Source organism: Streptomyces altiplanensis, assembly GCF_053591575.1.
Window position 1 is genome coordinate 34,421 of record NZ_JBSFUB010000013.1, and the last position, 24,020, is coordinate 58,440.

General features: G+C 70.3%; 24 protein-coding genes and 1 pseudogene. 16 read left to right on the plus strand and 9 right to left on the minus strand.

Going from position 1 to position 24,020, the window contains the following annotated elements; translation table 11 throughout:
• Window positions 1-119: 119 nt before the first annotated feature.
• From ACWD0Y_RS09145 to ACWD0Y_RS09155, 3 genes are read right to left on the minus strand one after another with little or no spacing between them, the layout of a single operon-like run.
• Window positions 120-1,097, minus strand: a complete 978-nt coding sequence (locus ACWD0Y_RS09145) for a COX15/CtaA family protein (protein ID WP_450259732.1) — start codon at window positions 1,095-1,097, stop codon at window positions 120-122.
• A 54-nt stretch (window positions 1,098-1,151) separates the two neighbouring features.
• Entirely contained in the window at window positions 1,152-1,937 is a 786-nt protein-coding gene (locus ACWD0Y_RS09150; RefSeq protein ID WP_450259733.1) for an ABC transporter permease, read from the minus strand.
• Window positions 1,934-2,860 (minus strand): ABC transporter ATP-binding protein, encoded by a 927-nt coding sequence (locus ACWD0Y_RS09155; RefSeq protein WP_450259734.1) that lies wholly within the window; start codon window positions 2,858-2,860, stop codon window positions 1,934-1,936. Before ACWD0Y_RS09155 ends, ACWD0Y_RS09150 begins: the two co-directional genes overlap by 4 nt.
• Window positions 2,861-3,074: 214 nt before the next feature.
• Between ACWD0Y_RS09155 and ACWD0Y_RS09160 the strand changes: the two genes are divergently transcribed.
• The 8 genes from ACWD0Y_RS09160 to ACWD0Y_RS09195 are packed head-to-tail and all read left to right on the plus strand — an operon-like array spanning window position 3,075 to window position 9,660.
• Complete coding sequence (locus ACWD0Y_RS09160) at window positions 3,075-3,830, plus strand: helix-turn-helix transcriptional regulator (protein ID WP_450259735.1); 756 nt, start codon at window positions 3,075-3,077, stop codon at window positions 3,828-3,830.
• On the plus strand, window positions 3,827-5,248 hold the full coding sequence (gene sufB, locus ACWD0Y_RS09165; RefSeq protein ID WP_450259736.1) for a Fe-S cluster assembly protein SufB: 1,422 nt from the start codon (window positions 3,827-3,829) through the stop codon (window positions 5,246-5,248). The genes ACWD0Y_RS09160 and sufB overlap by 4 nt, the downstream gene beginning before the upstream one ends.
• A 59-nt stretch (window positions 5,249-5,307) precedes the next feature.
• Window positions 5,308-6,486, plus strand: a complete 1,179-nt coding sequence (gene sufD / locus ACWD0Y_RS09170) for a Fe-S cluster assembly protein SufD (protein ID WP_450259737.1) — start codon at window positions 5,308-5,310, stop codon at window positions 6,484-6,486.
• Entirely contained in the window at window positions 6,486-6,803 is a 318-nt protein-coding gene (locus tag ACWD0Y_RS09175) for a bifunctional 3-phenylpropionate/cinnamic acid dioxygenase ferredoxin subunit (protein ID WP_450259738.1), read from the plus strand. The genes sufD and ACWD0Y_RS09175 overlap by 1 nt, the downstream gene beginning before the upstream one ends.
• Window positions 6,804-6,810: 7 nt before the next feature.
• Window positions 6,811-7,575 carry a Fe-S cluster assembly ATPase SufC gene (sufC, locus tag ACWD0Y_RS09180; RefSeq protein WP_450259739.1) on the plus strand — a complete coding sequence of 255 codons (765 nt, stop codon included), beginning with the start codon at window positions 6,811-6,813 and terminating at the stop codon, window positions 7,573-7,575.
• Entirely contained in the window at window positions 7,572-8,828 is a 1,257-nt protein-coding gene (locus ACWD0Y_RS09185; protein WP_450259740.1) for a cysteine desulfurase, read from the plus strand. The genes sufC and ACWD0Y_RS09185 overlap by 4 nt, the downstream gene beginning before the upstream one ends.
• Window positions 8,829-8,839: 11 nt before the next feature.
• Window positions 8,840-9,304 (plus strand): Fe-S cluster assembly sulfur transfer protein SufU, encoded by a 465-nt coding sequence (gene sufU / locus ACWD0Y_RS09190; protein WP_093801411.1) that lies wholly within the window; start codon window positions 8,840-8,842, stop codon window positions 9,302-9,304.
• On the plus strand, window positions 9,301-9,660 hold the full coding sequence (locus ACWD0Y_RS09195; RefSeq protein WP_093801412.1) for a metal-sulfur cluster assembly factor: 360 nt from the start codon (window positions 9,301-9,303) through the stop codon (window positions 9,658-9,660). The genes sufU and ACWD0Y_RS09195 overlap by 4 nt, the downstream gene beginning before the upstream one ends.
• Window positions 9,661-9,772: 112 nt before the next feature.
• Here ACWD0Y_RS09195 and ACWD0Y_RS09200 read toward each other — a convergent pair whose 3' ends face one another.
• Window positions 9,773-10,903: a DUF7847 domain-containing protein gene (locus ACWD0Y_RS09200; protein WP_450259741.1), complete on the minus strand. Its 1,131-nt coding sequence runs from the start codon at window positions 10,901-10,903 to the stop codon at window positions 9,773-9,775.
• Window positions 10,904-11,028: 125 nt separating this feature from the next.
• Between ACWD0Y_RS09200 and ACWD0Y_RS09205 the strand changes: the two genes are divergently transcribed.
• The 3 genes from ACWD0Y_RS09205 to dapD all read left to right on the plus strand — a co-directional run bounded on the left by ACWD0Y_RS09205 (window position 11,029) and on the right by dapD (window position 13,118).
• A complete protein-coding gene (locus ACWD0Y_RS09205; RefSeq protein ID WP_450259742.1) occupies window positions 11,029-11,349 on the plus strand; it encodes a DMT family transporter in 321 nt (106 codons plus the stop codon).
• Window positions 11,349-11,885, plus strand: a complete 537-nt coding sequence (locus ACWD0Y_RS09210; RefSeq protein WP_450259743.1) for a TetR/AcrR family transcriptional regulator — start codon at window positions 11,349-11,351, stop codon at window positions 11,883-11,885. The genes ACWD0Y_RS09205 and ACWD0Y_RS09210 overlap by 1 nt, the downstream gene beginning before the upstream one ends.
• 243 nt (window positions 11,886-12,128) lie before the next feature.
• Window positions 12,129-13,118, plus strand: coding sequence for a 2,3,4,5-tetrahydropyridine-2,6-dicarboxylate N-succinyltransferase (dapD, locus tag ACWD0Y_RS09215; protein ID WP_093801416.1), 990 nt, complete (start codon window positions 12,129-12,131; stop codon window positions 13,116-13,118).
• A 679-nt stretch (window positions 13,119-13,797) separates the two neighbouring features.
• Here dapD and ACWD0Y_RS09220 read toward each other — a convergent pair.
• Window positions 13,798-14,229, minus strand: a complete 432-nt coding sequence (locus ACWD0Y_RS09220) for an ATP-binding protein (protein WP_450259744.1) — start codon at window positions 14,227-14,229, stop codon at window positions 13,798-13,800.
• A gap of 277 nt (window positions 14,230-14,506) precedes the next feature.
• Between ACWD0Y_RS09220 and ACWD0Y_RS09225 the strand changes: the two are divergent.
• From ACWD0Y_RS09225 to ACWD0Y_RS09235, 3 genes and pseudogenes are all read left to right on the plus strand, one after another.
• Window positions 14,507-15,595: pseudogene (locus ACWD0Y_RS09225) on the plus strand (helix-turn-helix domain-containing protein); the annotation flags it as partial.
• A gap of 27 nt (window positions 15,596-15,622) precedes the next feature.
• Window positions 15,623-16,300 carry a YdcF family protein gene (locus ACWD0Y_RS09230; protein WP_450259805.1) on the plus strand — a complete coding sequence of 226 codons (678 nt, stop codon included), beginning with the start codon at window positions 15,623-15,625 and terminating at the stop codon, window positions 16,298-16,300.
• A 331-nt stretch (window positions 16,301-16,631) separates the two neighbouring features.
• A complete protein-coding gene (locus tag ACWD0Y_RS09235) occupies window positions 16,632-16,856 on the plus strand; it encodes a hypothetical protein (protein ID WP_450259809.1) in 225 nt (74 codons plus the stop codon).
• Here the strand turns inward: ACWD0Y_RS09235 and dapA are convergent.
• Window positions 16,841-17,776, minus strand: a complete 936-nt coding sequence (dapA, locus tag ACWD0Y_RS09240) for a 4-hydroxy-tetrahydrodipicolinate synthase (protein ID WP_450259745.1) — start codon at window positions 17,774-17,776, stop codon at window positions 16,841-16,843. The genes ACWD0Y_RS09235 and dapA overlap by 16 nt on opposite strands.
• Before the next feature lie 229 nt (window positions 17,777-18,005).
• On the opposite strand from dapA, the gene ACWD0Y_RS09245 reads away from it, so the two are divergent.
• Complete coding sequence (locus ACWD0Y_RS09245) at window positions 18,006-18,665, plus strand: DUF4232 domain-containing protein (protein WP_450259746.1); 660 nt, start codon at window positions 18,006-18,008, stop codon at window positions 18,663-18,665.
• A gap of 18 nt (window positions 18,666-18,683) precedes the next feature.
• Here ACWD0Y_RS09245 and ACWD0Y_RS09250 read toward each other — a convergent pair whose 3' ends face one another.
• Together ACWD0Y_RS09250 and ACWD0Y_RS09255 are read right to left on the minus strand one after the other, a co-directional pair.
• Complete coding sequence (locus ACWD0Y_RS09250; RefSeq protein ID WP_450259747.1) at window positions 18,684-19,130, minus strand: N-acetyltransferase family protein; 447 nt, start codon at window positions 19,128-19,130, stop codon at window positions 18,684-18,686.
• Window positions 19,131-19,366: 236 nt separating this feature from the next.
• Window positions 19,367-21,211: an endonuclease/exonuclease/phosphatase family protein gene (locus tag ACWD0Y_RS09255; protein WP_450259748.1), complete on the minus strand. Its 1,845-nt coding sequence runs from the start codon at window positions 21,209-21,211 to the stop codon at window positions 19,367-19,369.
• Between the two features lie 196 nt (window positions 21,212-21,407).
• On the opposite strand from ACWD0Y_RS09255, the gene ACWD0Y_RS09260 reads away from it, so the two are divergent.
• Window positions 21,408-22,901 carry a hypothetical protein gene (locus ACWD0Y_RS09260; protein WP_450259749.1) on the plus strand — a complete coding sequence of 498 codons (1,494 nt, stop codon included), beginning with the start codon at window positions 21,408-21,410 and terminating at the stop codon, window positions 22,899-22,901.
• A 266-nt stretch (window positions 22,902-23,167) separates the two neighbouring features.
• On the opposite strand, the gene ACWD0Y_RS09265 is transcribed toward ACWD0Y_RS09260, so the two are convergent.
• Entirely contained in the window at window positions 23,168-23,947 is a 780-nt protein-coding gene (locus ACWD0Y_RS09265) for an SDR family NAD(P)-dependent oxidoreductase (RefSeq protein ID WP_450259750.1), read from the minus strand.
• Between the last annotated feature and the right edge of the window lie 73 nt (window positions 23,948-24,020).

The following is a 24,020-nucleotide window of genomic DNA, read 5'->3' on the forward strand; positions in this document are numbered from 1 at the left end:
GGGTGCTCGGCGGCTGGGCCGGTGACGGCGCGTGGTCGCGGACGGACGCCGAACGGGTGGCGGGGATGATCGCGGCGGGCCATGCCCGCCGCGTCTACGGGCTGGCCGACGGGCGGCCGTCAGACGGTGGCGGCCACCGATGAGCCGGGCTGGACGGCGGGCAGCGGAGCCGGGGCTTCGAGCGGGCGCTCGCGCAGGCTCAGCGCCAGCCGCAGTACCGCGATCCACATCAGGGACGAGCCGAGCATGTGGACGCCGACCAGGATCTCGGGGACCTCGGTGAAGAACTGGACGTAGCCGACGGCACCCTGCGCCAGCAGGACGATCAGCAGGTCGCGGGCGCGCGCCCGGGTGTCGTCCGGGGCGTCCACCACGCGCAGGACGAACCACATGGCGATGGCCAGCGCGCAGACGACCCAGGCGGCCGCGGCGTGCACGTGAGCGGCGTCGATCCAGTCCCACGGCATGCGCGGTACGTCGCTGCTGTCACCGGCGTGCTTGCCCGAACCGGTCACCGTCGTACCCAGGGCGATCAGGAGCCCCGAGGTGACGAGGAGCGCCCAGGACAGCTTGCGGACGGGGCGCGGGACGCGCGGCCTGGGGGCGGTGTCGCCCTCGCGGGTGCGCTGCCAGGTGATCACGGCGACCGTGAGGAGGGCGTTGGCGAGGAGGAAGTGACCGGCGACGGTCCAGGGGTTCAGACCCGCCCAGACCGTGATGCCGCCGAGGACGGCGTTGCCCAGCACGATCCAGAACTGGAGCCACCCGAGGCGGGTGAGACCGCGCCGCCAGGGCTTCGTGGACCGGGCCGCGATGATCGCCCAGCCGACCGCGGCCGACAGGACGTACGTCAGCATGCGGTTGCCGAACTCGATCGCGCCGTGGATGCCCTGTTCGGGCGTCGCGAAGAGGCTGTCGTCGGTGCACTTGGGCCAGGTGTCGCAGCCGAGGCCGGATCCGGTCAGTCGTACCGCGCCGCCCGTGACGATGATGACGACGGTCATCACGACGGGGGCGAGCGCGGCGCGCCGGAGGATGCGGGGGGTGGGCGTCCAGCGCCGCGCGATGAGGGCGAGGGGGGTCAACACGGCAACCATCGTAGGACGAAGCTTGTGCAGGAATTCACGAGGGGGGTGCGGAACGGACGTTCCTTACTCCCAGCGGAAGAAACGGGCGGCCGCGCCCAGCCCCAGGACCGCCCACACCGCGAGGATCCCGAGGCCGCTCCACGGAATGGCCGCGCCGTGCTGGAGCACGTCGCGCAGGCCGTCCGACAGCGCCGAGATCGGCAGCAGGCCGAGCACCGACCGGACCGCGTCCGGGAACTTGTCGAGCGGAACGATCACGCCACCGCCCACCAGCAGCAGCAGGAAGACCAGGTTGGCGGCGGCCAGGGTCGCCTCGGCCCTGAGGGTGCCGGCCATCAGCAGGCCGAGACCGGAGAAGGCCGCCGTACCGAGGACGAGGAGGAGGAACACGGCGAACGGGCTGCCGTGCGGGGACCAGCCGAGACCGAAGGCGATCGCGGTGAGAAGGGCCACCTGGAGGACCTCGGTGACGAGTACCGACAGGGTCTTCGCCGTCATCAGCGCCCAGCGGGGCAGTGGGGAGGTGCCCAGCAGCTTGAGCACGCCGTACCGGCGCTCGAAGCCGGTCGCGATCGCCTGCCCGGTGAAGGCGGTGGACATGACGGCGAGCGCCAGGACGCCCGGGGCGAGGAAGTCGACGGACCTGCCCGGGCCCTCCGCGGTCCCCACCGGCACGGTGATGATGTCGACGGACGAGAACAGCACCAGCAGCAGCGCCGGGATGATCACCGTCAGCAGCAGCTGTTCGCCGTTGCGCAGCAGCATCTTCGTCTCGAAGAGGGTCTGCGCCGCGATCATCCGGGGCAGCGGGGCCGCTCCGGGCCGCGGTGTGTACGTACCGATGCTCATGAACGGAGGTCCTTACCGGTCAGCTCGAGGAAGACGTCCTCCAGGGAGTGCCGCTCGACGGAGATGCCGCTGGGCATCACGCCGTGCTGTGCGCACCAGGAGGTGACGGTGGCCAGCAGCTGAGGGTCGACCTTGCCGGTGATCCGGTACGTCCCGGGCGTCAGCTCGGCCGCCAGGGTGCCCACGGGCAACGCCTTGAGCAGGGACGCGATGTCGAGCCCGGGGCGCCCGGTGAAGCGCAGGGTGTTCTCCGCGCCGCCGCGGCACAGCTCCTCGGGGCTGCCCTGGGCGACGACCCGGCCCGCGTCGATGATCGCGACGTCGTCGGCGAGCTGCTCGGCCTCGTCCATGAAGTGGGTGGTGAGGACGGTGCTGACGCCGTCCTCGCGGAGCTCGCCCACGAGATCCCAGGTGGACCGGCGGGCCTGCGGGTCCAGGCCGGCGGTCGGCTCGTCGAGGAAGACCAGTTCGGGGCGGCCGACGACGGCCATCGCCAGGGCGAGCCGCTGCTGCTGCCCGCCCGAGAGCCGCCGGTACGTCGTACGGCCGCAGCTGCCGAGCCCGAGGCGCTCGATCAGCGCGCCGACGTCCAGCGGGTGGGCGTGCAGCGCGGCCATGTGGCGCAGCATCTCGTCGGCCCTGGCCCCCGAGTACACGCCGCCGGACTGGAGCATCACCCCGATCCGGGGACGCAGCCGCGCCGCGTCGGCGACCGGGTCGAGACCGAGGACGCGCACGGTCCCGGCGTCCGGCCTGCGGTAGCCCTCGCAGGTCTCGACCGTGGTGGTCTTCCCGGCTCCGTTGGGGCCGAGGACGGCGGTGACGGAGCCCGCGCGCACCTCCAGATCGAGGCCGTCGACCGCGGTCTTGGTTCCGTACCGCTTGACCAGTCCTGTGACCTGGACGACGGGCTCGCTTCTCATGACGTGAAGTCTAAAGAGGGGGCGTGGCTCCGCTGCGCGGGGCTCCGGAGCACCCGCGCTGACCAGGTGTTCAGCGTCCTGGAGCCACCGCCAGGCCATGGCCGGGCTGATCATTTCCGCAGGTCAGGTTAGGTGTACCTAAGTGATGCACTCCACCGGAGCTTGATCAGGACGTGGGTTGTCACCCTCCTCGGAATTACGCAACAATGGCGTTGTGAAAAACGCTGTGAGTTCGACGGAGCCTCCGCAGGAGGAGCTCGCGACCGGTGAGCGCTCCACGCGCAACCGGATCGCGCGGTCCGTCCTGGATCACGGCCCGTCCACCGCCGCCGATCTCGCGAAGCGCCTCGGCCTCACCCAGGCCGCCGTCCGCCGCCACCTCGATTCGCTCGTCGCCGAGAACGTCGTCGAGCCCCGCGAGCAGCGCGTGTACGGCACCAGGACCCGTGGCAGGCCCGCGAAGGTCTTCGCGCTCACCGACTGCGGCAGGGACGCCTTCGACCAGTCCTACGACAAGCTCGCCGCCGACGCGCTGCACTGGATCTCCCAGGCGGCGGGCGGTGGCGAAAAAGGTGAGGCCGCGGTGGCCGCCTTCGCCCGTGCGCGGTTCGCCGCCCAGGCCGGGGCGTACCGCGAGGCGGTCGAGGCCGTCGCGCCCGAGGAGCGGACCGAGGCGCTTGCCAGGGCTTTGTCGGCCGACGGGTACGCTGCTACGGCGCGTAACGCACCGGTCGGAGAGCAGCTCTGCCAGCACCACTGCCCGGTCGCCCATGTCGCCGAGCAGTATCCGCAGCTGTGCGAGGCGGAGACCGAGTTCTTCTCCGAACTGCTCGGGACGCATGTGCAGCGTCTGGCCACCATCGCCCACGGCGACGGGGTGTGCACGACGTTCATTCCGCGCAGTAGCAGCAGCACAGCACAGACCACTCATTCAGCATCTGCAAGTACGGCCGGGAGGAACCCCGCATGACTCTCCCCACGGAGACTGCCCACCCCGAACTCGAGGGCCTGGGTACGTACGAATTCGGCTGGGCCGACTCCGACGCGGCCGGCGCCACTGCCAAGCGCGGCCTCTCCGAGGACGTCGTACGCGACATCTCGGCGAAGAAGAACGAGCCGGAGTGGATGCTGAAGCTGCGGCTCAAGGGCCTCAAGCTGTTCGGCAAGAAGCCCATGCCGAGCTGGGGCTCCGACCTGTCGGGCATCGACTTCGACAACATCAAGTACTTCGTGCGGTCCACCGAGAAGCAGGCGGAGTCCTGGGAGGACCTGCCGGAGGACATCAAGAACACGTACGACAAGCTCGGCATCCCCGAGGCGGAGAAGCAGCGCCTCGTCGCCGGTGTCGCCGCGCAGTACGAGTCCGAGGTCGTCTACCACCAGATCCGCGAGGACCTGGAGGAGCAGGGCGTCATCTTCCTCGACACGGACACCGCGCTCAAGGAGCACCCGGAGCTCTTCCAGGAGTACTTCGGCACGGTCATCCCGGTCGGCGACAACAAGTTCGCGTCGCTGAACTCGGCCGTGTGGTCCGGCGGATCGTTCATCTACGTACCCAAGGGCGTGCACGTCGACATCCCGCTCCAGGCCTACTTCCGCATCAACACGGAGAACATGGGCCAGTTCGAGCGGACGCTGATCATCGTCGACGAGGACGCCTACGTCCACTACGTCGAGGGCTGCACCGCCCCGATCTACTCCTCCGACTCGCTGCACAGCGCCGTCGTGGAGATCATCGTCAAGAAGGGCGGCCGCTGCCGCTACACGACGATCCAGAACTGGTCGAACAACGTCTACAACCTGGTCACCAAGCGCGCCGTGGCGTACGAGGGCGCGACCATGGAGTGGGTCGACGGCAACATCGGCTCCAAGGTGACGATGAAGTACCCGGCCGTCTACCTGATGGGCGAGCACGCGAAGGGCGAGACCCTGTCGATCGCCTTCGCGGGCGAGGGCCAGCACCAGGACGCCGGCGCCAAGATGGTCCACATGGCGCCGAACACCTCCTCCAACATCGTCTCCAAGTCGGTGGCGCGAGGCGGCGGCCGCACCTCCTACCGCGGTCTGATCGAGATCGGCGAGGGAGCCCCCGGCTCCAAGTCGAACGTGCTCTGCGACGCGCTGCTCGTCGACACGATCTCCCGCTCGGACACGTACCCGTACGTCGACGTGCGCGAGGACGACGTGTCCATGGGACACGAGGCGACCGTCTCCAAGGTCTCCGAGGACCAGCTCTTCTACCTGATGAGCCGCGGCATGACCGAGTTCGAGGCCATGGCGATGATCGTGCGCGGCTTCGTCGAGCCGATCGCCAAGGAGCTGCCCATGGAGTACGCCCTGGAGCTCAACCGGCTGATCGAGCTGCAGATGGAGGGTTCGGTCGGCTAAGGCCCCCGTCCCCCGCAGCGACTTACCTCACGACCCAGAGAGAGAGCACTACGACAGCCATGGCTGAGGCTCAGAACATCCCGGTGGGATCCACCACCGCCGGCTCGATCGCGGTGGCCGCCGAGTCCACCGTCGCCACGCGCATGAGTGCGCCTCCGTCGTACGACGTGGCGGCCTTCCCCGTCCCGCACGGCCGCGAGGAGGAATGGCGGTTCACCCCGCTGGACCGCCTGCGCGGACTGCACGACGGGACCGCGGTCGCCGACGGCGGCATCCGCGTCGAGGTGACCACCCCCGCGGGCGTCACCCAGGAGACGGTGGACCGTGACGACCCGCGTCTGGGCAAGGCCGGCAAGCCGGTGGACCGGGTCGCCGCGCAGGCGTACTCGTCGTTCGAGAAGGCCTCGGTCGTGACCGTCCCCAAGGAGACGGTCCTCGACGAGCCGATCCGCATCGCCGTGCACGGCCAGGGCGGGACCGTCTTCTCCCACCAGGTCGTGGAGCTGGGCGCCTTCGCCGAGGCTGTCGTCGTCATCGACCACACCGGTGACGCCGTGCTCGCCGCCAACGTCGACTTCGTCCTCGGCGACGGCGCGAAGCTGACCGTCGTGTCCGTCCAGGACTGGGACGACACCGCCGTGCACGTCGCGCAGCACAACGCGCTGATCGGCCGCGACGCCTCGTTCAAGTCGGTCGTGGTGACCTTCGGCGGCGACGTCGTACGTCTCCACCCGCGCGTGAGCTACGCCGGCACCGGCGGCGAGGCCGAGCTGTTCGGCCTGTACTTCACCGACCGGGGCCAGCACCAGGAGCACCGCCTCCTCGTCGACCACAACGTGCCGCACTGCAAGTCGAACGTCGTCTACAAGGGCGCGCTCCAGGGCGACGGCGCACACGCCGTGTGGATCGGTGACGTCCTCATCGAGGCCGCCGCCGAGGGCACCGACACGTACGAGATGAACCGCAACCTCGTCCTCACGGACGGCGCGCGCGTCGACTCGGTCCCCAACCTGGAGATCGAGACCGGTGAGATCGTCGGCGCCGGCCACGCCTCGGCGACCGGCCGCTTCGACGACGAGCAGCTCTTCTACCTCATGTCGCGCGGCATCCCGGCCGGCGAGGCCCGCCGCCTCGTCGTCCGCGGCTTCTTCGCGGAGCTCGTCCAGCAGATCGGTCTGCCCGACGTCGAGGAGCGCCTCCTCGCCAAGATCGACGCCGAGCTGGAGGCGTCCGTCTGATGGCCTTCGTCAAAGCCTGTGCGCTGAGCGAGCTGGAGGACGACACCCCGAAACGGGTGGAGCTCGACGGCACGCCGGTGTCCGTCGTCCGCACCGAGGGCGAGGTGTACGCGATCCACGACATCTGCTCGCACGCGAACGTCTCCCTCTCGGAGGGCGAGGTGGAGGACTGCATGATCGAGTGCTGGCTGCACGGATCGAGCTTCGACCTCCGCACCGGCAAGCCCTCCGGCCTTCCCGCGACGCGCCCCGTCCCCGTATACCCCGTCAAGATCCAAGGGGACGATGTGCTCGTCTCCGTCACCCAGGAGTCCTGAGACACCCATGGCAACGCTTGAAATCCGCGACCTGCACGTTTCCGTCGAGGCCGACAACTCCACCAAGGAGATCCTCAAGGGCGTCGACCTGACCGTGAAGCAGGGCGAGACCCACGCCATCATGGGCCCCAACGGCTCCGGCAAGTCCACCCTCGCGTACTCGATCGCCGGTCACCCCAAGTACACGATCACCAGCGGCACCGTCACCCTCGACGGCGAGGACGTCCTGGAGATGTCCGTCGACGAGCGCGCCCGTGCCGGCATGTTCCTCGCCATGCAGTACCCGGTCGAGGTCCCCGGCGTCTCGGTCTCCAACTTCCTGCGTACGTCGGCGACGGCGATCCGCGGCGAGGCCCCCAAGCTGCGCACCTGGGTGAAGGAGGTCAAGTCCGCGATGGAGCAGCTCCAGATGGACCCGGCCTTCGCCGAGCGCAACGTCAACGAGGGCTTCTCCGGCGGTGAGAAGAAGCGCCACGAGATCCTCCAGCTGGAGCTCCTCAAGCCGAAGATCGCGATCCTCGACGAGACCGACTCCGGCCTCGACGTCGACGCCCTGCGCCAGGTCTCCGAGGGCGTCAACCGCGTCCACGCGAGCGGCGAGGTCGGCACGCTGCTGATCACGCACTACACGCGCATCCTGCGCTACATCAAGCCGGACTTCGTGCACGTCTTCGCCAAGGGCAAGATCGTCGCGTCCGGTGGCCCGGAGCTTGCCGACAAGCTCGAGGCCGAGGGCTACGAGGAGTACACGAAGGGTGGCGTAACCGCGTGACACAGCTGCCGGGCCTTCTCGACACCGAGGCGATCCGCAAGGACTTCCCCCTGCTGGATCGTGTGGTCCACGACGGGAAGAAGATCGTTTACCTGGACAACGCGGCGACTTCGCAGAAGCCCCGCCAGGTACTCGACGCGCTGAACGCGTACTACGAGCAGAGCAACGCCAACGTCCACCGTGGCGTCCACGTGCTCGCCGAGGAGGCCACGGCGCTGTACGAGGGCGCCCGCGACAAGGTCGCCGCCTTCATCAACGCGCCGAGCCGCGACGAGGTCATCTTCACCAAGAACGCCTCGGAGTCGCTCAACCTCGTGGCGAACATGCTGGGCTGGGCCGACGAGCCCTACCGCGTGGACGCCGAGACCGAGATCGTCATCACGGAGATGGAGCACCACTCCAACATCGTGCCGTGGCAGCTGCTCTCGCAGCGCACGGGCGCGAAGCTGAAGTGGTTCGGCATCACCGACGAGGGCCGTCTCGACCTGTCGGACATCGACGAGGTCATCACCGAGAAGACGAAGATCGTCTCCTTCACGCTGGTCTCGAACATCATGGGCACGGTCAACCCGGTCGAGGCGATCATCCGCCGCGCCCAGGAGGTCGGCGCGCTGGTCTGCATCGATGCCTCGCAGGCCGCGCCGCACATGATCCTCGACGTACAGGCGCTCCAGGCCGACTTCGTGGCCTTCACCGGACACAAGATGGTCGGCCCGACCGGCATCGGCGTGCTCTGGGGACGCCAGGAGCTGCTGGAGGACCTCCCGCCGTTCCTCGGCGGCGGCGAGATGATCGAGACCGTGTCGATGAGCTCGTCGACGTACGCTCCGGCTCCGCACAAGTTCGAGGCGGGTACGCCCCCGATCGCCCAGGCCGTCGGCCTCGGCGCGGCCGTGGACTACCTCACCGCGATCGGCATGGACAAGATCGCGGCGCACGAGCACGCGATCACGGAGTACGCGATCAAGCGGCTCAAGGAGGTCGAGGGCCTGCGGATCATCGGCCCGACGACGGCCGAGGACCGCGGGGCGACGATCTCCTTCACGCTCGGCGACATCCACCCGCACGACGTGGGTCAGGTCCTCGACGAGCTGGGCATCGCGGTCCGGGTCGGACACCACTGCGCGCGGCCCGTCTGCCTGCGGTACGGAATTCCTGCGACCACGCGAGCGTCGTTCTATCTGTACTCCACGCCGGCCGAGGTCGATGCCCTCGTCGAGGGCCTGGAGCACGTCCGGAACTTCTTCGGCTGAGGACGGGGATCGTGAAGCTTGATTCGATGTACCAGGAAGTCATCCTGGACCACTACAAGCACCCGCACGGGCGGGGCTTGCGGGACGGCGACGCCGAGGTGCACCACGTCAACCCGACGTGCGGCGACGAGATCACGCTCCGCGTGAAGTACGCCGGTGACACCGTCGAGGACGTCTCGTACGAGGGCCAGGGCTGCTCCATCAGCCAGGCCAGCGCCTCCGTGCTGAACGATCTGCTGGTCGGCAAGGAGCTGGCCGAGGCGCAGAAGATCCAGGCGACCTTCCTGGAGCTGATGCAGTCCAAGGGCCAGATCGAGCCGGACGACGCGATGGAGGAGGTGCTGGAGGACGCGGTCGCGTTCGCCGGTGTCTCGAAGTACCCGGCGCGTGTGAAGTGTGCTCTGCTGAGCTGGATGGCATGGAAGGACGCGACGGCCCAGGCACTGGGCGAGAGCGCCGAGAGGAAGACCGCATGAGCGAGAACACCGCGACACCCACCGAGACCGAGACCGTGACGACCAAGCCGGCCACCGAGGAGGAGGTCCGCGAGGCGCTGTACGACGTGGTCGACCCGGAGCTGGGTATCGACGTCGTCAACCTCGGTCTGATCTACGGCGTCCACATCGACGACTCGAACATCGCCACGCTCGACATGACGCTGACGTCCGCGGCCTGCCCGCTGACCGACGTCATCGAGGACCAGGCGAAGTCGGCGACCGAAGGCATCGTCAGCGAGCTGAAGATCAACTGGGTCTGGATGCCGCCGTGGGGCCCGGACAAGATCACGGACGACGGCCGCGAGCAGCTTCGCGCGCTCGGCTTCAACGTCTGAGACCAGCGGTCCAGCAGGTCCAGTAGACCGGTACGCCCGGTCGGGAGGCCCCCGGCAAGCACCTGCCGGGGGCCTCTTCGCCGTGCTGCCGGGAGGAAACAGCCGGACGGAGTCATCGGTCCGGCGAGGACGCGGACGAGGATGCGGACGCGGCCTCGGCGAGGACCGGGGCCAGGTTCTCCTTGCGGATGCGCTGGTCGACGTAGAGCAGACCGGTCACCAGCTGGGGGAAGGTGGTGGCGATGATCTGGCTGATGATGCTGCCCAGCAGGATGAACACCAGGTACGTCCCCATCGAGGCGACGACCTCCGTGACGCCGGGCTCGGGGCCGAGGTCCGCCATGCCGGGCATGCTCGACATCGCGCCGATGACCGTGAGCGGGAACTGGACGATGTAGCCCGCGACCATGGCGATGATCCAGGCCAGCATGGTGATGCCGAAGATCCGCCACCAGGAGCCCTTCACCAGCCGGGCCGAGCGGCGCAGCGCGGCGACGGGCGGTTGGGACTCGAAGACCACGGCGGCCGGGGCGAGGCTGAACAGCACCCACACCCAGACGGCGACCGGCATGGACGCGAGCATCAGGAGGAAGCCCAGGGCGGCCCAGGTTCCGGACGCGCCGTCCGAGACCAAGGAAACGATCAGGGCGACGTAACTGGCCGTGAACAGCGCCATGACGAGCGCCGCGGCGATCCAGGGCAGCAGCATCGTGCCGATCACGGCGGGAACCCGGGGCCGGGCGCGGCGCCACACCGTGCCGATCGTGGTACGGCGGCCGAGCACCGCGTCCTGGAGGACGGCGGGGCAGGTGGCCATGACGGTCGCGGTGGTGACCACCATGGCCAGTACGGCGACGATCCACACCGCGCCGAAGGCGGCCGCCAGTGACCACGCGGCGTCGGAGTCGAGGGAATCGCCGTACCGGTCGGCGTACGGACCGGAGCGGAAGACCTTCTCCAGGTCGTCGCGGGTGGCGGAGAACGCGACCGCCGCGGTCGCGGCCACCACCAGGAGCGCGCCGCCGTACGCCAGCGCGGCTATGCCGAACAGCTGCTTCCCGTACCGGCCCATCGTGGCGAACGTGCCGCCCAGCAGGTCTCCGAACTGGAGCGGGCCGAGCGGGATCACGCCCGGCTGGGGCGGCCGGGGCGGTGGCGCCCACCCGCCGCCCCAGCCGGGCGGCGGGGGACCTCCGTACGGTCCGCCGCCGTGGGGGCCGTTCCAGCCCGAATCGTGCGCCACGTTCCCTCCGCTGTGCTCCGTGCCCTGACCGGGCGCTACACCGTAACCGGTGCCCGTGGCGGGCGGAACGGCGCTGGGGGCGTGGATATGTACGGCCGTACACAACGATATGTACACTCGTACGCATGCCTTATGTGCTGCTGGCCGCGGCCATCGCGGCGGAGGTGGCCGGGACCACGGCCATGAAGTACAGCGACGGCTTCACCAGACTGTGGCCCTCGCTCGGCACCGCCGTCGGCTACCTGCTGGCCTTCACCCTGCTCGCGCAGACGCTCAAGACCATGTCGGTGGGCACCGCCTACGCGATCTGGGCGGGCGTCGGCACCGCGGCCGTCGCCGCCATCGGCATGTTCTTCCTGGGGGAGTCGGCGAACGCCGTCAAGCTGTCGGGGATCGCCCTCGTCATCGTCGGAGTCGTCCTGCTCAACCTCGGCGGCGCGCACTGATGGCCCGCCGTCACGACCCCGAGCGCCGCCGGCGGATCATCGACGCCGCGATACGGGTCGTCGGGAGCAAGGGCATCGCGGGGCTGAGCCACCGGTCGGCCGCGGCCGAGGCCGATGTGCCGCTCGGCTCGACGACGTACCACTTCAGGACCCTCGACGAGCTGATGGTCGCCGCGCTGCGGCAGGCCGGCGAGGGCTTCGCGAAGGCGGTGAGCGCGCGCGGCGCCCTGGAGGACCCGCACGCCGATCTCGCGGACGAACTCGCCCGGTTGCTGGGGGAGTGGCTGTCCGGGGACCGTACCGGAGTGGAGCTGGAGTACGAGCTCTACCTGGCCGCGCTGCGCCGGCCCGCGCTGCGCCCTGTCGCCGCCGAGTGGTGCGCGGGCCTGGCGGACCGGCTGGCGCGGCGCACCGACCCGGTCACGGCGCGGGCGCTGGTCGCGCTGATGGACGGGATCTGCCTCCAGGTGCTGCTGACCGGGACGGCGTACGACGCGGAGTACGCCCGCGAGATGCTGGCCCGCGTCATCGGCTGAGACCGCGAACGGCGGTCGGCGCGCTGTCCGTGTCCGGCAGAAGACCTCGCGGACCGTACGGTACGGTCGCGCTCCACCACCGGCGTCAGCCGCTTCAGCCGGCTCGTGCCCGCCGTGCCGGGCGTGCGGCGGTGCGGGCCCGCCCCCGGGTCCTCGCCCCTCTCCGAGGGCTTCGGGAGGCGCCGGCGCCCGCCATCCGGGACCGGTTCGCCTCGGCGTGCCGGTCCCGGTTAGCGTTCGGACATGACCGATACGACTGCTACTCGCACCACCGGCGCCGTCGCCGCCGGCCTCGCCACCCTCGCCGCGGACGGCACCGTCCTCGACACCTGGTTCCCCGCCCCCGAGCTCGTCGCCGAGCCGGGCCCCGCCGGCACCGAGCGCCTCACCGCCGAGCGCGCCGCCGAGCTGCTCGGCGCCGCCGCGCCGAAGACCGTCGGCCCCGACGCCCGCCGCGGCGTGGAGGTCGTCGCCGTCCGTACGGTCATCGCCTCGCTCGACGACAAGCCGCTGGACGCCCACGACGCGTACCTGCGCCTCCACCTCCTCTCGCACCGTCTGGTCCAGCCGCACGGCCAGAACCTGGACGGCGTCTTCGGCCTCCTCGCCAACGTCGCCTGGACCTCGCTCGGCCCGGTCGCCGTCGACCAGCTGGAGACGGTACGGCTGAACGCCCGCGCCGAGGGCCTGCACCTCCAGGTCACCTCGGTCGACAAGTTCCCGCGCATGACGGACTACGTCGCCCCCAAGGGCGTCCGCATCGCCGACGCCGACCGCGTCCGCCTCGGCGCGCACCTCGCCGAGGGCACCACCGTGATGCACGAGGGCTTTGTCAACTTCAACGCCGGCACGCTCGGCACCTCCATGGTCGAGGGCCGCATCTCCGCCGGCGTGGTCGTCGGCGACGGCTCCGACATCGGCGGCGGCGCGTCCACCATGGGCACCCTCTCGGGCGGCGGCAACGTCCGCATCACCATCGGCGAGCGCTGCCTGGTCGGCGCCGAGGCGGGTGTCGGCATCGCGCTCGGCGACGAGTGCGTCGTCGAGGCGGGCCTGTACGTGACGGCGGGCACCCGCGTCACGATGCCCGACGGCCAGGTCGTCAAGGCCCGCGAGCTGTCCGGCGCGAGCAACATCCTCTTCCGCCGCAACTCGGTGACCGGCACCGTCGAGGCCCGCCCGAACAACGCGGTCTGGGGCGGCCTGAACGACGTACTGCACAGCCACAACTGATCACCGGCGGCCTGAGCGCCCTTCCACGGTCCGTACACGGTCTGGGAGGGCGCTCAGGCTTTGATGCGAGGGGGGCTGTGTCGTACCGACCTGTCTGGGCGGAAGAGCACCAAGTGCCTCTGACCGGATAATTTACCTGGGAAGGTAAAGACTGCGCTCTCTTGCAATGGCAGCATGCAAGCCACCGCCACCTCACTTTCGGTAGCTGGAGCTGACCCGCGTCCGCAGTTCTGTTTCCACCAATGAAGATCACAAAAAGCTTCTTCTCGGATGCTGACTTCGTTCCCTGGCAGTGGCAGTCTGCGCTTATTGCAGAACCGCTGCTTCCCCCGGTGCTCCACTGCGCCGGGAAACGGCATACGGGAGGTGGGCGGTGGTGAACTGGATGGCCGCCACGCTGGGGATACCAGCCTTCCTCGGTTTCTTGGCGCTTGTGCTGTCTCAGGTTCGCAAGGTGCTGATCAACTCGACCGACATAGTTCGGGCATGGCGCGAGATACGCCGGACTTGCGATCCGAGGAGCACGGCCGCGGACCCGGCGTGGTGCAAGACCTTCTGCCCTGTATGCAAACGCGAGAAGGCCGACGAGGCTTCTCGTCAGCGATGACGTGAGAGCCACGTGCACAAGCGCGGACACGAAGCGGCTTGTTTCCTTCATCCAGGCTGTGAGGCATGGGTATCAGGCAGGAGAGCCGCCCGCGATGGTCTTGAAGTGCGACCAGATGACCTTGCCGTACGGTTGACGGTCCTCGATTCCCCAGTCGGCTGCGAGCATTTCAACGATCAGCAGCCCGCGCCCGGAGGTTTCCGTCTCGGACGGGTGGTGCACGAGCGGGAGGCGCTCGCACTCGTGACGGTTGCGACTGTCGTGCACCTCCAGGCGTACGAAATCCTCCTCGGTCGCCAGGCGTACCAGGAAACCGTGACCGTGTCTGCTGCCGTGGGTGAGTGCGTTGGACGCCAGCTCCGAGACGCACAAGCGGATGTCGTCAGCTGCTGTTTTCAAGCCCCAGGCGGACAGTGCCGTGACCGTGAAGTTGCGTGCGAGAGCGACCGACTGGGGCGCGGGATCGAAGTATTTCTGGAGTGATCTCTGCCTGGTACCGGACATGGGAGGCCTCACCTCTTGGCATCCTGTGCAGAGACAGGGCGGGAACCCCGGACGAGTAGCAGTCGCAGACAGCGGTAGACGACCGGGCCATCGGCCGAGTGAGGTCCGGTGAGGGATTCCATGCTGGTGACCGCCCAGGGTTCTCGGGAACTGGTGATGTTCTGAGCCTGACGACACGTCGACGGCTGCGAAATGACCGGCTGTTGCACTTTCGTGGCACTTACGTCCTCCCTGCCTCGCGGCCCGTGCTTCCATGACGATCGGAAGGGAGTGACGCGTGGCGACCGTGCACCACTGGACGGGCCTGGAAGCCAGGGCTCTTCGGTTTGCGCTGCGCATGAGTGTCCGCACCTTCGCAGAGCACCTCGGCGTGGGCGTACGCACCGTCTCGAAGTGGGAGAAGCTTCGTACCGCAACCGAACCTCGGCCTGATACGCAGGCCATCTTGGACACCGCGCTTGCTCGGGCCGATGCGGCAGCACACCTGAGGTTCGAGACCAACCTGGCGGAGGCCGGTCGCCTGGCGGAGGAATCAGGGCGGCGGGTGACCGCCGTCGGCCCGAGGGGCTGGGAGTATGAGTCCTGGACCGACGACCTGGACCGCGCCGCCGTGGCACTGGCCGGTCAGAACTTCGTCTTCGCCGACGACCTGCTGCGGCGCTGGCTGACTCGCTTCCGGCCAGTCGAGCTGGATGACAAGGGGCTTTACTTGTACGCCCGTTCGACAGTTCTGCTCGGTGATCTTCATCGTGATCAGGGCTTGGTGCGCGGGCCTCTCTCGGCGCAGCGTTCCTATGCCGGGGCCCGTTCGGTGTTCACTCAGCTCGACATTCCACGTCGGGTCGCTCAGATGGACTTGTCGGTGGCTGTGGTCTCCGAGATGTCCGGCCAACTGGAGACCGCTGCCCGTCACTACGAAGCTCTCGCCGTCGACGACCGGCTTTCCCGCCGTGATCGCGCACGCGCTCGGCTATGGGTGGGCACCGCACTGAGCAAGGACGGCAACCACGGCTATGCCTCCCGAGTCATGCTCGCTGCCACTCGCGAGTTCGAAGAACTCTCCGAGCCCGAGGACTGGTCGGTTGCTCATCAAAAACTTGCCCTCGCACACCGTGGCGCAGGGGACCTGGGCGCTGCCCTCCACTTCATCGACGTCGCCCGCACCACCGGAACGACCGACTCACCGATGCAACGCGTACGCCTGGACACTGCTCACGGCCACATCCTCCTGTCCGACCAGGCAACCCGGGATGATGGCTTGCAGGTGCTCGACCGAGCCGCGAAGGTGGCTGTCCAGTACGGCCTCCATCACCAACTCCGCAGCATCGAGGGCATCCGGTCCACCAGCCATGGGGCGCACACGCCCGGCGACAGCGAGCAGAGAGTGACGCCAGTGACGCGAGCTACGGGCAACCAGTGGGGCATCACCGAGGACCAGTTGGAGAAGGCCAGGCTGATCTGGGACTACCACAGGATGGGGCACGAACTGCGGCCGGTCGATGTCGCGATCGGCCTGGGCAGCCACGACCTCGGAGTGGCCACCTTCTCCGCCGAGCTGTACCGCGCCGGGCTGTTTCCCACCCTTGTGTTCACCGGCAGCAACAGCCGCACCACCGCAGCCCGCTTCCCGCGCGGAGAGGCTGTGCACTTTCGCGAGCACGCCCTCGCACTCGGTGTCCCCGACTCCGCGATCCTGTTGGAGCCGAAGGCAGGGAACACCGGCCAGAACATCACCTTCTCCCGGCAGGTGCTGGCCGAGACCGGGGTCAGCCCTTCCACGGTGCTGCTGGTCTCCAAGCCGTACATGGAGCGCCGCTCCTTCGCTACAGCCCGCAAGATGTGGCCCGAGGTGGAGGTTCTCTGCGCTTCGGAGCCATTGGAATTCGACGACTACCTCAAGGGCATCGCTGACGAAAAGCTTGTCCTCGACATGCTCGTCGGCGACCTCCAGCGGGTGATCGAGTATCCGAAGCGCGGGTTCGCCGTCGAGCAGGACGTCCCGGAGGACGTGCGCGATGCCTATGAAGCTCTCCTCGCTGCCGGCTTCGACAGCCGTCTCCTCGGCAGCTGACCTGAGCGCTGCCTCGGCGGCATGATGCCCGCCGCGGGCATTGTTGCCGACGGGCGGACGGACGGGCGAGGGAGGGCGGGCCGCGTCGGACCCGGTCGATGTGCAGGAGGACGTGCGGTTGCTCGCGTACGCCGGGTGCCGTGTCGAGGGCGCGTCCTGCTGGGGCGCGGGCCCCGGGGGACCTCTGTGCTGACCGCGTCGGTGTCCGCCGTACTCGCCGCCGTGAACCGCACTCTGACGGGTGACCTCGCGTGACCTTTGGGCCGTTCGGGTGGATAGGCAGGTCGCCACATTGGACGAAGAGTCACAAGAGTCACGGTGAGGGAGCGGCATGAAGGAGCAGCAGACACGGGCACTGGCCCGGTGGATCACCGGATGCGGTGCGGTACTCATGGCGGTGGGGCTGCCCGCCGGGGCGGCGCACGCCGACGAGACGCACAGGGACTCGCACAACGCGCCCCGCGTGATGCTCTTCTCCACCGGTCAGATCGACGACCCGGCGGAGGACGTGCTGGAGCACGCCGCGATCCTCGGACGGACCTACGTCTGGGACTGACCCGGCCCTGCCGGTCCTGCCAGTTCCGTGCGTTCCGAGAGTTCCCCGTACGCCTTGAGCAGCCCGTCGACCGTGGTCGGGTCGGCGGGCTGCAGTGGTTCCCTGACCGGGCCCGCCGGCAGGCCGAGCGCGCCGAGCAGCCCCTTCGTGGTGACCGTGCCGGGCAGGCCCGACGCCATCGTCAGCGTGACGAGGGGCAGCGCGCGCAGGTGGGCGCGGGTGGCTCCCGCCGTGTCCCCGGCGTCGTACGCGTCGAGCACCGCCCGCAGCGCGCGGGGCGCGGAGTTGGCGACCGTACTGACATAGCCGGCGCCGCCGATCGCGTAGAGCGGCAGGTTGAGCTCCTCGGAGCCCGAGTAGTACGCGAGGTCCGTCCGGGAGATGACGGTGGCGCTGCCCAGCAGGTCGTGCGCGCAGTCCTTCACCGCGGTGATGCGCGGATGGCGGGCGAGCCGCAGCATCGTCCCGGCCTCGATGCGGGTGCCGGTGCGGCCGGGGATGTCGTACAGCATCAGCGGGACGCCGACCGAGTCCGCGACCCGCAGGAAGTGTGCCTCCACGGCCTCCTGGGGCGGCCGGCTGTAGTACGGCGTGACGACCAGCAGCCCGTCGGCGCCTGCCCGTTCGGCCGCCCGCGCCAGCTCGACGGTGTGCCGGGTGTCGGCGCTTCCCACCCCGGCGAGGACCGCGGCCCGGTCGCCGACCGCCTCGCACACGGCCCGTACGAGCGCGCTCTTCTCGGCGTCGGTGGTGGTCGGGGACTCGCCGGTGGTGCCGTTCAGTACGAGACCCTCGCAGCCGCCGTCGGACACCAGGCGCTCCGCGAGCGTCTGGGCGCCGTCCAGGTCCAGCGCGCCCCCGGGGGCGAAGGGCGTGATCATTGCGCACAGGGCGCGGCCGAAGGGACCTGATGCTGTCATACGGTGAGTCTCGGCCGTCGGATGGTGAAGGTCTACTTAGATTTCCTTTGCGCGAGCGGTAAGCAGGGCTGAACAGTTGAGGGTGCGCCGTGTGGTGTCTGGCATGATCGGCACTCCACGGCCGACGGGACCGACGGCGCGGCCAGGGCGACGGAGGCGGCGGCGGGGCGGACACCTGTCGCGGCACCGAGGCGGCATCGAGGCGGCACCGAGGCGGGGGAGCAGGCGCATGAGTGTACGAAGAGCCGGGATCGCGACCGTACTGGCGTTCACCGGAGCGCTGGTCCTGGCGGGGTGCGCCGGCGTTCTCGTACCGGACGGCGAGGGCGAACCGGAGCCGACGCCCACGGCGAAGCCGGCCCCGGCGCACAGCGCCACCCCTTCGGCGCCGTCCGCGCCCGGCCCCGCCGCGCGCGGACCGGAACGGCCTCCGGCGCCCCCGGCCTCCCCGGCGGGGACCCCGCCGGGCCGCTGTTCGTCCGGGCGCCCCGAGGTGTCCATGGGCGAGGTGCAGGCGGCTCTCGGCCACCGGGCCGTCGGACTCACCCTGACCAACTGCGGCAAGGAGCCCCACCAGGTCTACGGGTACCCCACCGTCCAGGCGCTGGACCCCGACGGCAAGGTCCTCGACATCTGGGTGAACCGCGGTTCCTCGTACATGGGCCAGGACAAGGGCCCCGCCCCGGTGGTTCTCGATCCGGGCGAGAGCGTGCGGTCGCTCCTCTCCTGGACGAGCAATCCGAAGACCGGGCGGCTGCAGCAGGCGTCCGCCCTGGAGATCGCCCCGGCCGCCGGCGAGAAGGCGCGGAGGTTTGCGCTGGAGGGCAGCGATGTCCGGACAGTGGACGAACTCACCCTGACCGCCTGGAGCGCCGGGTCCGCCGGCTGACCGCCTGCCCTCCCGGCCTCAGAGGGCGAGCTTGAACCCCTCGTGACTGCGCGCGAATCCGAGCGAGGCGTAGAAGCGGTGCGCGTCGCCGCGCCGCTTGCTGCTGGTCAGCTGGACCAGCGCGCAGCCACGCTCGCGGGCCCGCTCGACGGCCCGCGTGACGAGCTCACGCCCGAGCCCCTCCCCGCGCCGGTCCGCCCTGACCCGTACCGCCTCGATGAGGGCCCGCTCGCCGCCGTGCTTGCCGAGGCCCGGTATGTACGTCGCCTGGAGGCAGCCCAGCACCGTGCCGGACCCGTCGGCCAGGACCAGCATCTCGTTGCGGCTGTCGCTGTCGATCGCCGCGAAGGCCCGCTCGTACGCCGCGTCGACGACGACCGACGCCGGGTCGACGGCCTTCTCCTCGTCCGCGAGGAGAGCGAGGACGGCGGGCAGGTCCTGGCGGGTGGCGGTACGGAAGATCATGGTCCGGATTCTGGCACAGCCGCGGTGAGCGGTCCGTTCGGCCTCGACCGGACTTCACGCCTCGGCACGGGGCACGGGGCACGGGGACGCGCCCCGGTGGTGCGCCGGACGAGGAGGAACCGCCGTGCCCGTGCGGAACGTACCGCCCTGCACACCTCCCCGGGCGTGACGGGTGGCGGCGTGCAGCGGTGCACGCCCGCGCTCGGCCTCGGCGCGGGCGTGCGGGGGAGCGGAGACTACGGGCGGAAGCGCAGCACCTGCGGGTCGTGGTCGCTGTTCTGCTCGGCGAACTCCGCGTTGATGTGCACGCTGTCGTACGTGAAGTCCCTGATCGACGGGCTGGTCAGGATCTGGTCCAGGACCTGGCTGTTGCCTTGGAAGACGTACGAGTAACGCTCCGAGCGGGGCAGGGACTTGACCGCCGGGAAGAGCGCGCCGTCCGCCGTCAGCGCCTTCGTCGTCGCCGAGAACTCGAAGTCGTTGATGTCGCCCAGGACCAGGACGTCCGCGTTCCGCTGGGCCTTGAGGATGTCCTTGACGAAGGAGTTGACCGCCTGCGCCTGCTCCAGCCGCTTGACCTCCGACGTGCGCACCGGCGGCTGGTGGTGCGACGGCAGGCCCTCGTCGCCGCCCTTCGAGCCGAAGTGGTTGGCGATCACGAAGACCGTACGGCCGCGGAAGGTGAACTCGCCGGCGAGCGGCTTGCGGCTGTTCTCCCAGGCCGCGTTCGCCGGGTCGATGCGGCCGGGGGAGTGGGTCAGGGCCGCGCGGCCCTTCTCCCGTACGACACCGGTCGCGGTGGCGGCGTCGCCGGCCCCGCGGTCGGTGAAGGAGACCCGCTCGGGGTTGAAGAGGAAGACCTGGCGGATGTTGCCGCCCGGCTCGCCGCCGTCCTTGTTGTTGACGGGGTCGACCGTGCGCCAGGCGTACGACGGGCCGCCGGCCGCCGCGATCGCGGCCGTGAACTTCTTCAGCGTCTCCCCGGCGGAGACGGTGCCGTCGTTCTTCGCGCCGTTGTCGTCCTGGATCTCCTCCAGGGCGAGGATGTCGGGCGAGGCGAGGTTGTCCACGACCGCCGCCGCCAGCGCGTCGAACTTCGCCTGCGGGTCGCCGGGGTCGAGGTTCTCGACGTTGTACGTCGCCACCGCCAGCTCGCCGCGGCGCTGCGGCCGGGTCGACTCGCGCTCCAGGCCGCGGTCGGTGACCGTGCCGAGGGTGCGGGCCGTGAGCGTGTAGCCGCCGTACTGGTTGAAGTCCAGGGGCCCTTCGGTCGTACCCGACAGCACGTCCCCGACGTTCGCCTTGGGGAACGGCTGCTGGGAGATCGGGGCGAGCTGCTGGATCTGGAGCCGGCCGGTGTTCTGGGAGGTGTACGAGCCGTACACCGTGCCGCCGCGCCGGTTGTCGTTCTCCCCGGGCTTCACCGTGACCCACAGCTCCGAGTGCGGGTCGGTCGCGCCGACCACGCGCGACGAGCCGATGCGGATGTTGCTGCCCTCCAGCGACTCGTAGTAGTCGAGGGCGTACGCCGACGGGTCCAGCGGCAGCGCGTTGATGCTGCCGCCCGCCGCCGGGTCGCCCTCGGGGGCGTACGCGGCGGGGACGGACTTCGCCGAGACGGTGACCGGCGCGGGCAGCGCGTTGCCCGAGGAGACCACGGTCACGGCCGGCCTGGAGATCTGGGTGAGCGACTGGTTGCCGGACGAGGTGCCGCCGGGAACGTACTCGCCGACCGTGCCCGACACCTTGACGGCGTCGCCGACGGCGACGGTCGGCGCGGAGCTGGTGAAGACGAAGACGCCCTCGCTGGTGGCGGCGTCGGCGTCGGCCCGCGGGTCCTGGAACCAGAAGCCCTTCGAGCCGTACGTCCGCACACCCGTGACGATGCCGGACACGTCGGTGACCTGCTGTCCCACGAGCGGGGATATCCGGGTGGTGCCCTGGATGTCGTGGATCCGTACCTCGGCGGTGGTGGACGCGGATGCGGAGGCCGAGCCTGCCGGCAGTCCGCCTGCCAGTGCGGTGGCTACGACGGCCGCGACTGCGGCGGATCTCGGGAGGGAGGAGGAACGGGCTGTCATCACGTGGCTCCGAGTGCGAGGGATGAGGGGGGGCCGAACGAGGTTCTACGCGCGTCAATCTCTTGTGTGGGCCCAGGGGTTGTCAAGGGGCGCCAGGTGTACGGATCTTGACGGGTACATGAACCCGGTGGCATGGGGGCAAATACGTCTACGCTGGGGGCCGCCCGACCCGCATGCGCCCAAGGAGAACCCCCAGATGTCCGGAGAACGCCCCACCCTGCCGCCGGTGCGGCTCCACTCCGACGCAGAGCTGGCGCGTGAGGCGCTCACCTCGCCCCTGCTCGCGCGCGCCGCGCGGCTCGCCCGGTGGGCGGGGCCCGCGACCCGGGTCGGCGCGGGCGGTGAACTCGTCGACGAGCAGCTGCCCGAGGCCGCCGAGCACCTCGGCCTCGCCGCAGACGAGGACGGTGCGGCCGAGGCGAGCGAGGCCTGGCGGCTCGCCGTCGACGCGGGACTTGTCGAGGTGACGGACCCCGGTGAGGGCGCCGATGGCTCGGAGGGCCCGGAGGGTTCGGAGGGTTCGGAGGGCGGCTCCGGAGCCACGGGGACCGCCACGGCCGGCGAGAACCTGGCGCTGCTCACCTCCGGGAGCCCCCAGGACGTACTCGCCATCTGGCTCGACGCCTTCGACGCCGTCTTCGCCGACGCCACCGCGCCGGTCCTGGACGACCTCGCCGGGGTCATCGGCGAGGACGGGCAGATCGACTTCGAGGCGCTGGAGTGGGACCCGGAGGCGGAGGCCGAGTTCCTGGAGGGCGTACTCGGCAACCTGTATCTGCTGACCGTCTCCGAGGGGGCGGCGGACGGGCCGGTGCCGCTGCCCGCGCTCGCCGCCTCGATGATCGTGCCCGACGACATGGGCGAGCCCACCGACGACGTACTGGAGCAGGTGTCGGACGCGATGATGCGCCTCGACGACCAGTTCAGGGTGCTGGAGCCGATCGGGCTCGTCGCCTACCAGCCGGTCGACGAGGCGCTGATGGCGGAGGAGGGCGCGGAGCCCGAACCGCCCGCCGACGACGAGGACGTCTCCCGGTACGGAATGGTCGCGCTCACCCCGCTCGGTCTGTACGGGGTACGGGCCCGCATGCTCGAAGCGGGCGTCGACGCGCCCGCCGTCGGCGATCTCGCCGAGAAGGGCGCGGAGGCACTGCTCGACGGCATCGCGTACTTCCCCGAGGCGTCGGCCGGCGCCGAGACCCAGCTGTGGCTCGGCCGCCGCGAACCGGTCGCGGCGGCACGGGAGTTGCTCGCCGCCGCCCGTGGCTCCGACACCGGTGCGCCGCTGCGCAGGCTCCGCAGCCAGCAGGCGCTGTCGCTGGTCGGCCCGGAGGCGGAGGGCGCGGTCCGCGAGGTGCTCGACGACGCGGAACTGGGCGGCCTGGCCCGGGTCTGGCTCGCCGAGCACGGCGCTTCGGACGTGCCGCCGCCGCCCGAGGAGATGATCTTCTGGCTCGCGATCGACACCATCGCCGCGCAGCTCGACGCGGACGGCGAACCGGACGAGTTGCAGGGGCTGGTGGCGGGCCTGACCGGGCGGCACAGCGGCTTCTTCGACGCGGCCTGGCGGGTGGAGCACCCGGCGACGGCGGACGTCCTGGAGGCGATGGGGCGGCTGCACCCGGACAAGAAGGCGGCGAAGGAAGCGCGGAAGGCGGCGTTCAAGGCGAGGTCGCGCAGGTCGGGTTGAGGAGGCCGGGGCCGGGGCGCGGATGCGGGTGGCCCTGCGGAGCCTGCTCGCCTCCCCGCCCCGCCCCGGCCCGGGGGCAAGGTCCTCCGGGCCACAGGCCCCCCGGCGGGCCGGGAAGTCCAGTTTCTCCGGTGGTCGAGGAGCGGGATCCGGTCCGGCGCCCCCGCGCGGCGGAGCCGCAGAGCGTTGCGGCGGGAAGGGGGCCGGGTGGGGAACAGGCCCCGCAGGGCCACCCGCACCCGTCCCCGCACCCGTCCCCGTCGGCATCAAGTCCGCAAGTAGGACGCCCCGTTGAGGTCCAGCACCGCCCCCGAGGACCACTCCGCGCCCGGCGACGCCAGCCACACCACCGCGCCCGCGATCTCCTCCGCCGACGCCACCCGCCCGAACGGGCTCTGCGCCCGGATCGCCTCGCCCTCCGCCCCGCGCAGCCGGTCCGCCACGCGCTCGGTGTCGAAGAATCCCGGCGCCACGGACGCCACCCCGATGCCGTACGGCGCGAGGGAGACCGCCAGCGACTGGCCGAGCGCGTGCACCGCCGCCTTCGTCGCTCCGTACGCCGGGTGGTCCGGCTCCCCCCGGAAGGCGCCGCGCGAGCCGATGTTGACGATCCGGCCGCCCGTGCCCTGGTCGATCATGCGGCGGGCCGCGAGATGGCTGAGATTGGCCGTGGCGAGCAGGTTGACGGCCACGTGGCGCTGCCATGCGGCCGCCCACTCGTCGTACGGCGTCTCGGCGAGGGGGTGACGTTCGTTGACGGCGGCGTTGTTCACCAGGATGTCGATGCCGCCGAGCCCCTCCGCCGCCAGGTCCGCCACGGCGGCCGCGCCCGCCGGGTCGGACAGGTCGCCGCCGACCAGCACATGGCCCGTACCTGCGAGTCCTCCGAGGGTCCGCTCGGCGTCCTCGCGCCGGGAGCCGTAGTGGACCGCGACGCGGTCGCCGCCCGCCGCGAAGGCGTGGGCGACGGCACGGCCGAGACCGCGCGAGGCGCCGCTGACGAGGACGCGGCGGCCGGAGGGGGGCGGTTGCGGGGGCAGGTGCATGACGGTGGCCTCTCGGACGTCGGACGCTGTTCAGCCCTCGTTTATACGCGCGCGGGAGTCTGGGGCCGAAAAC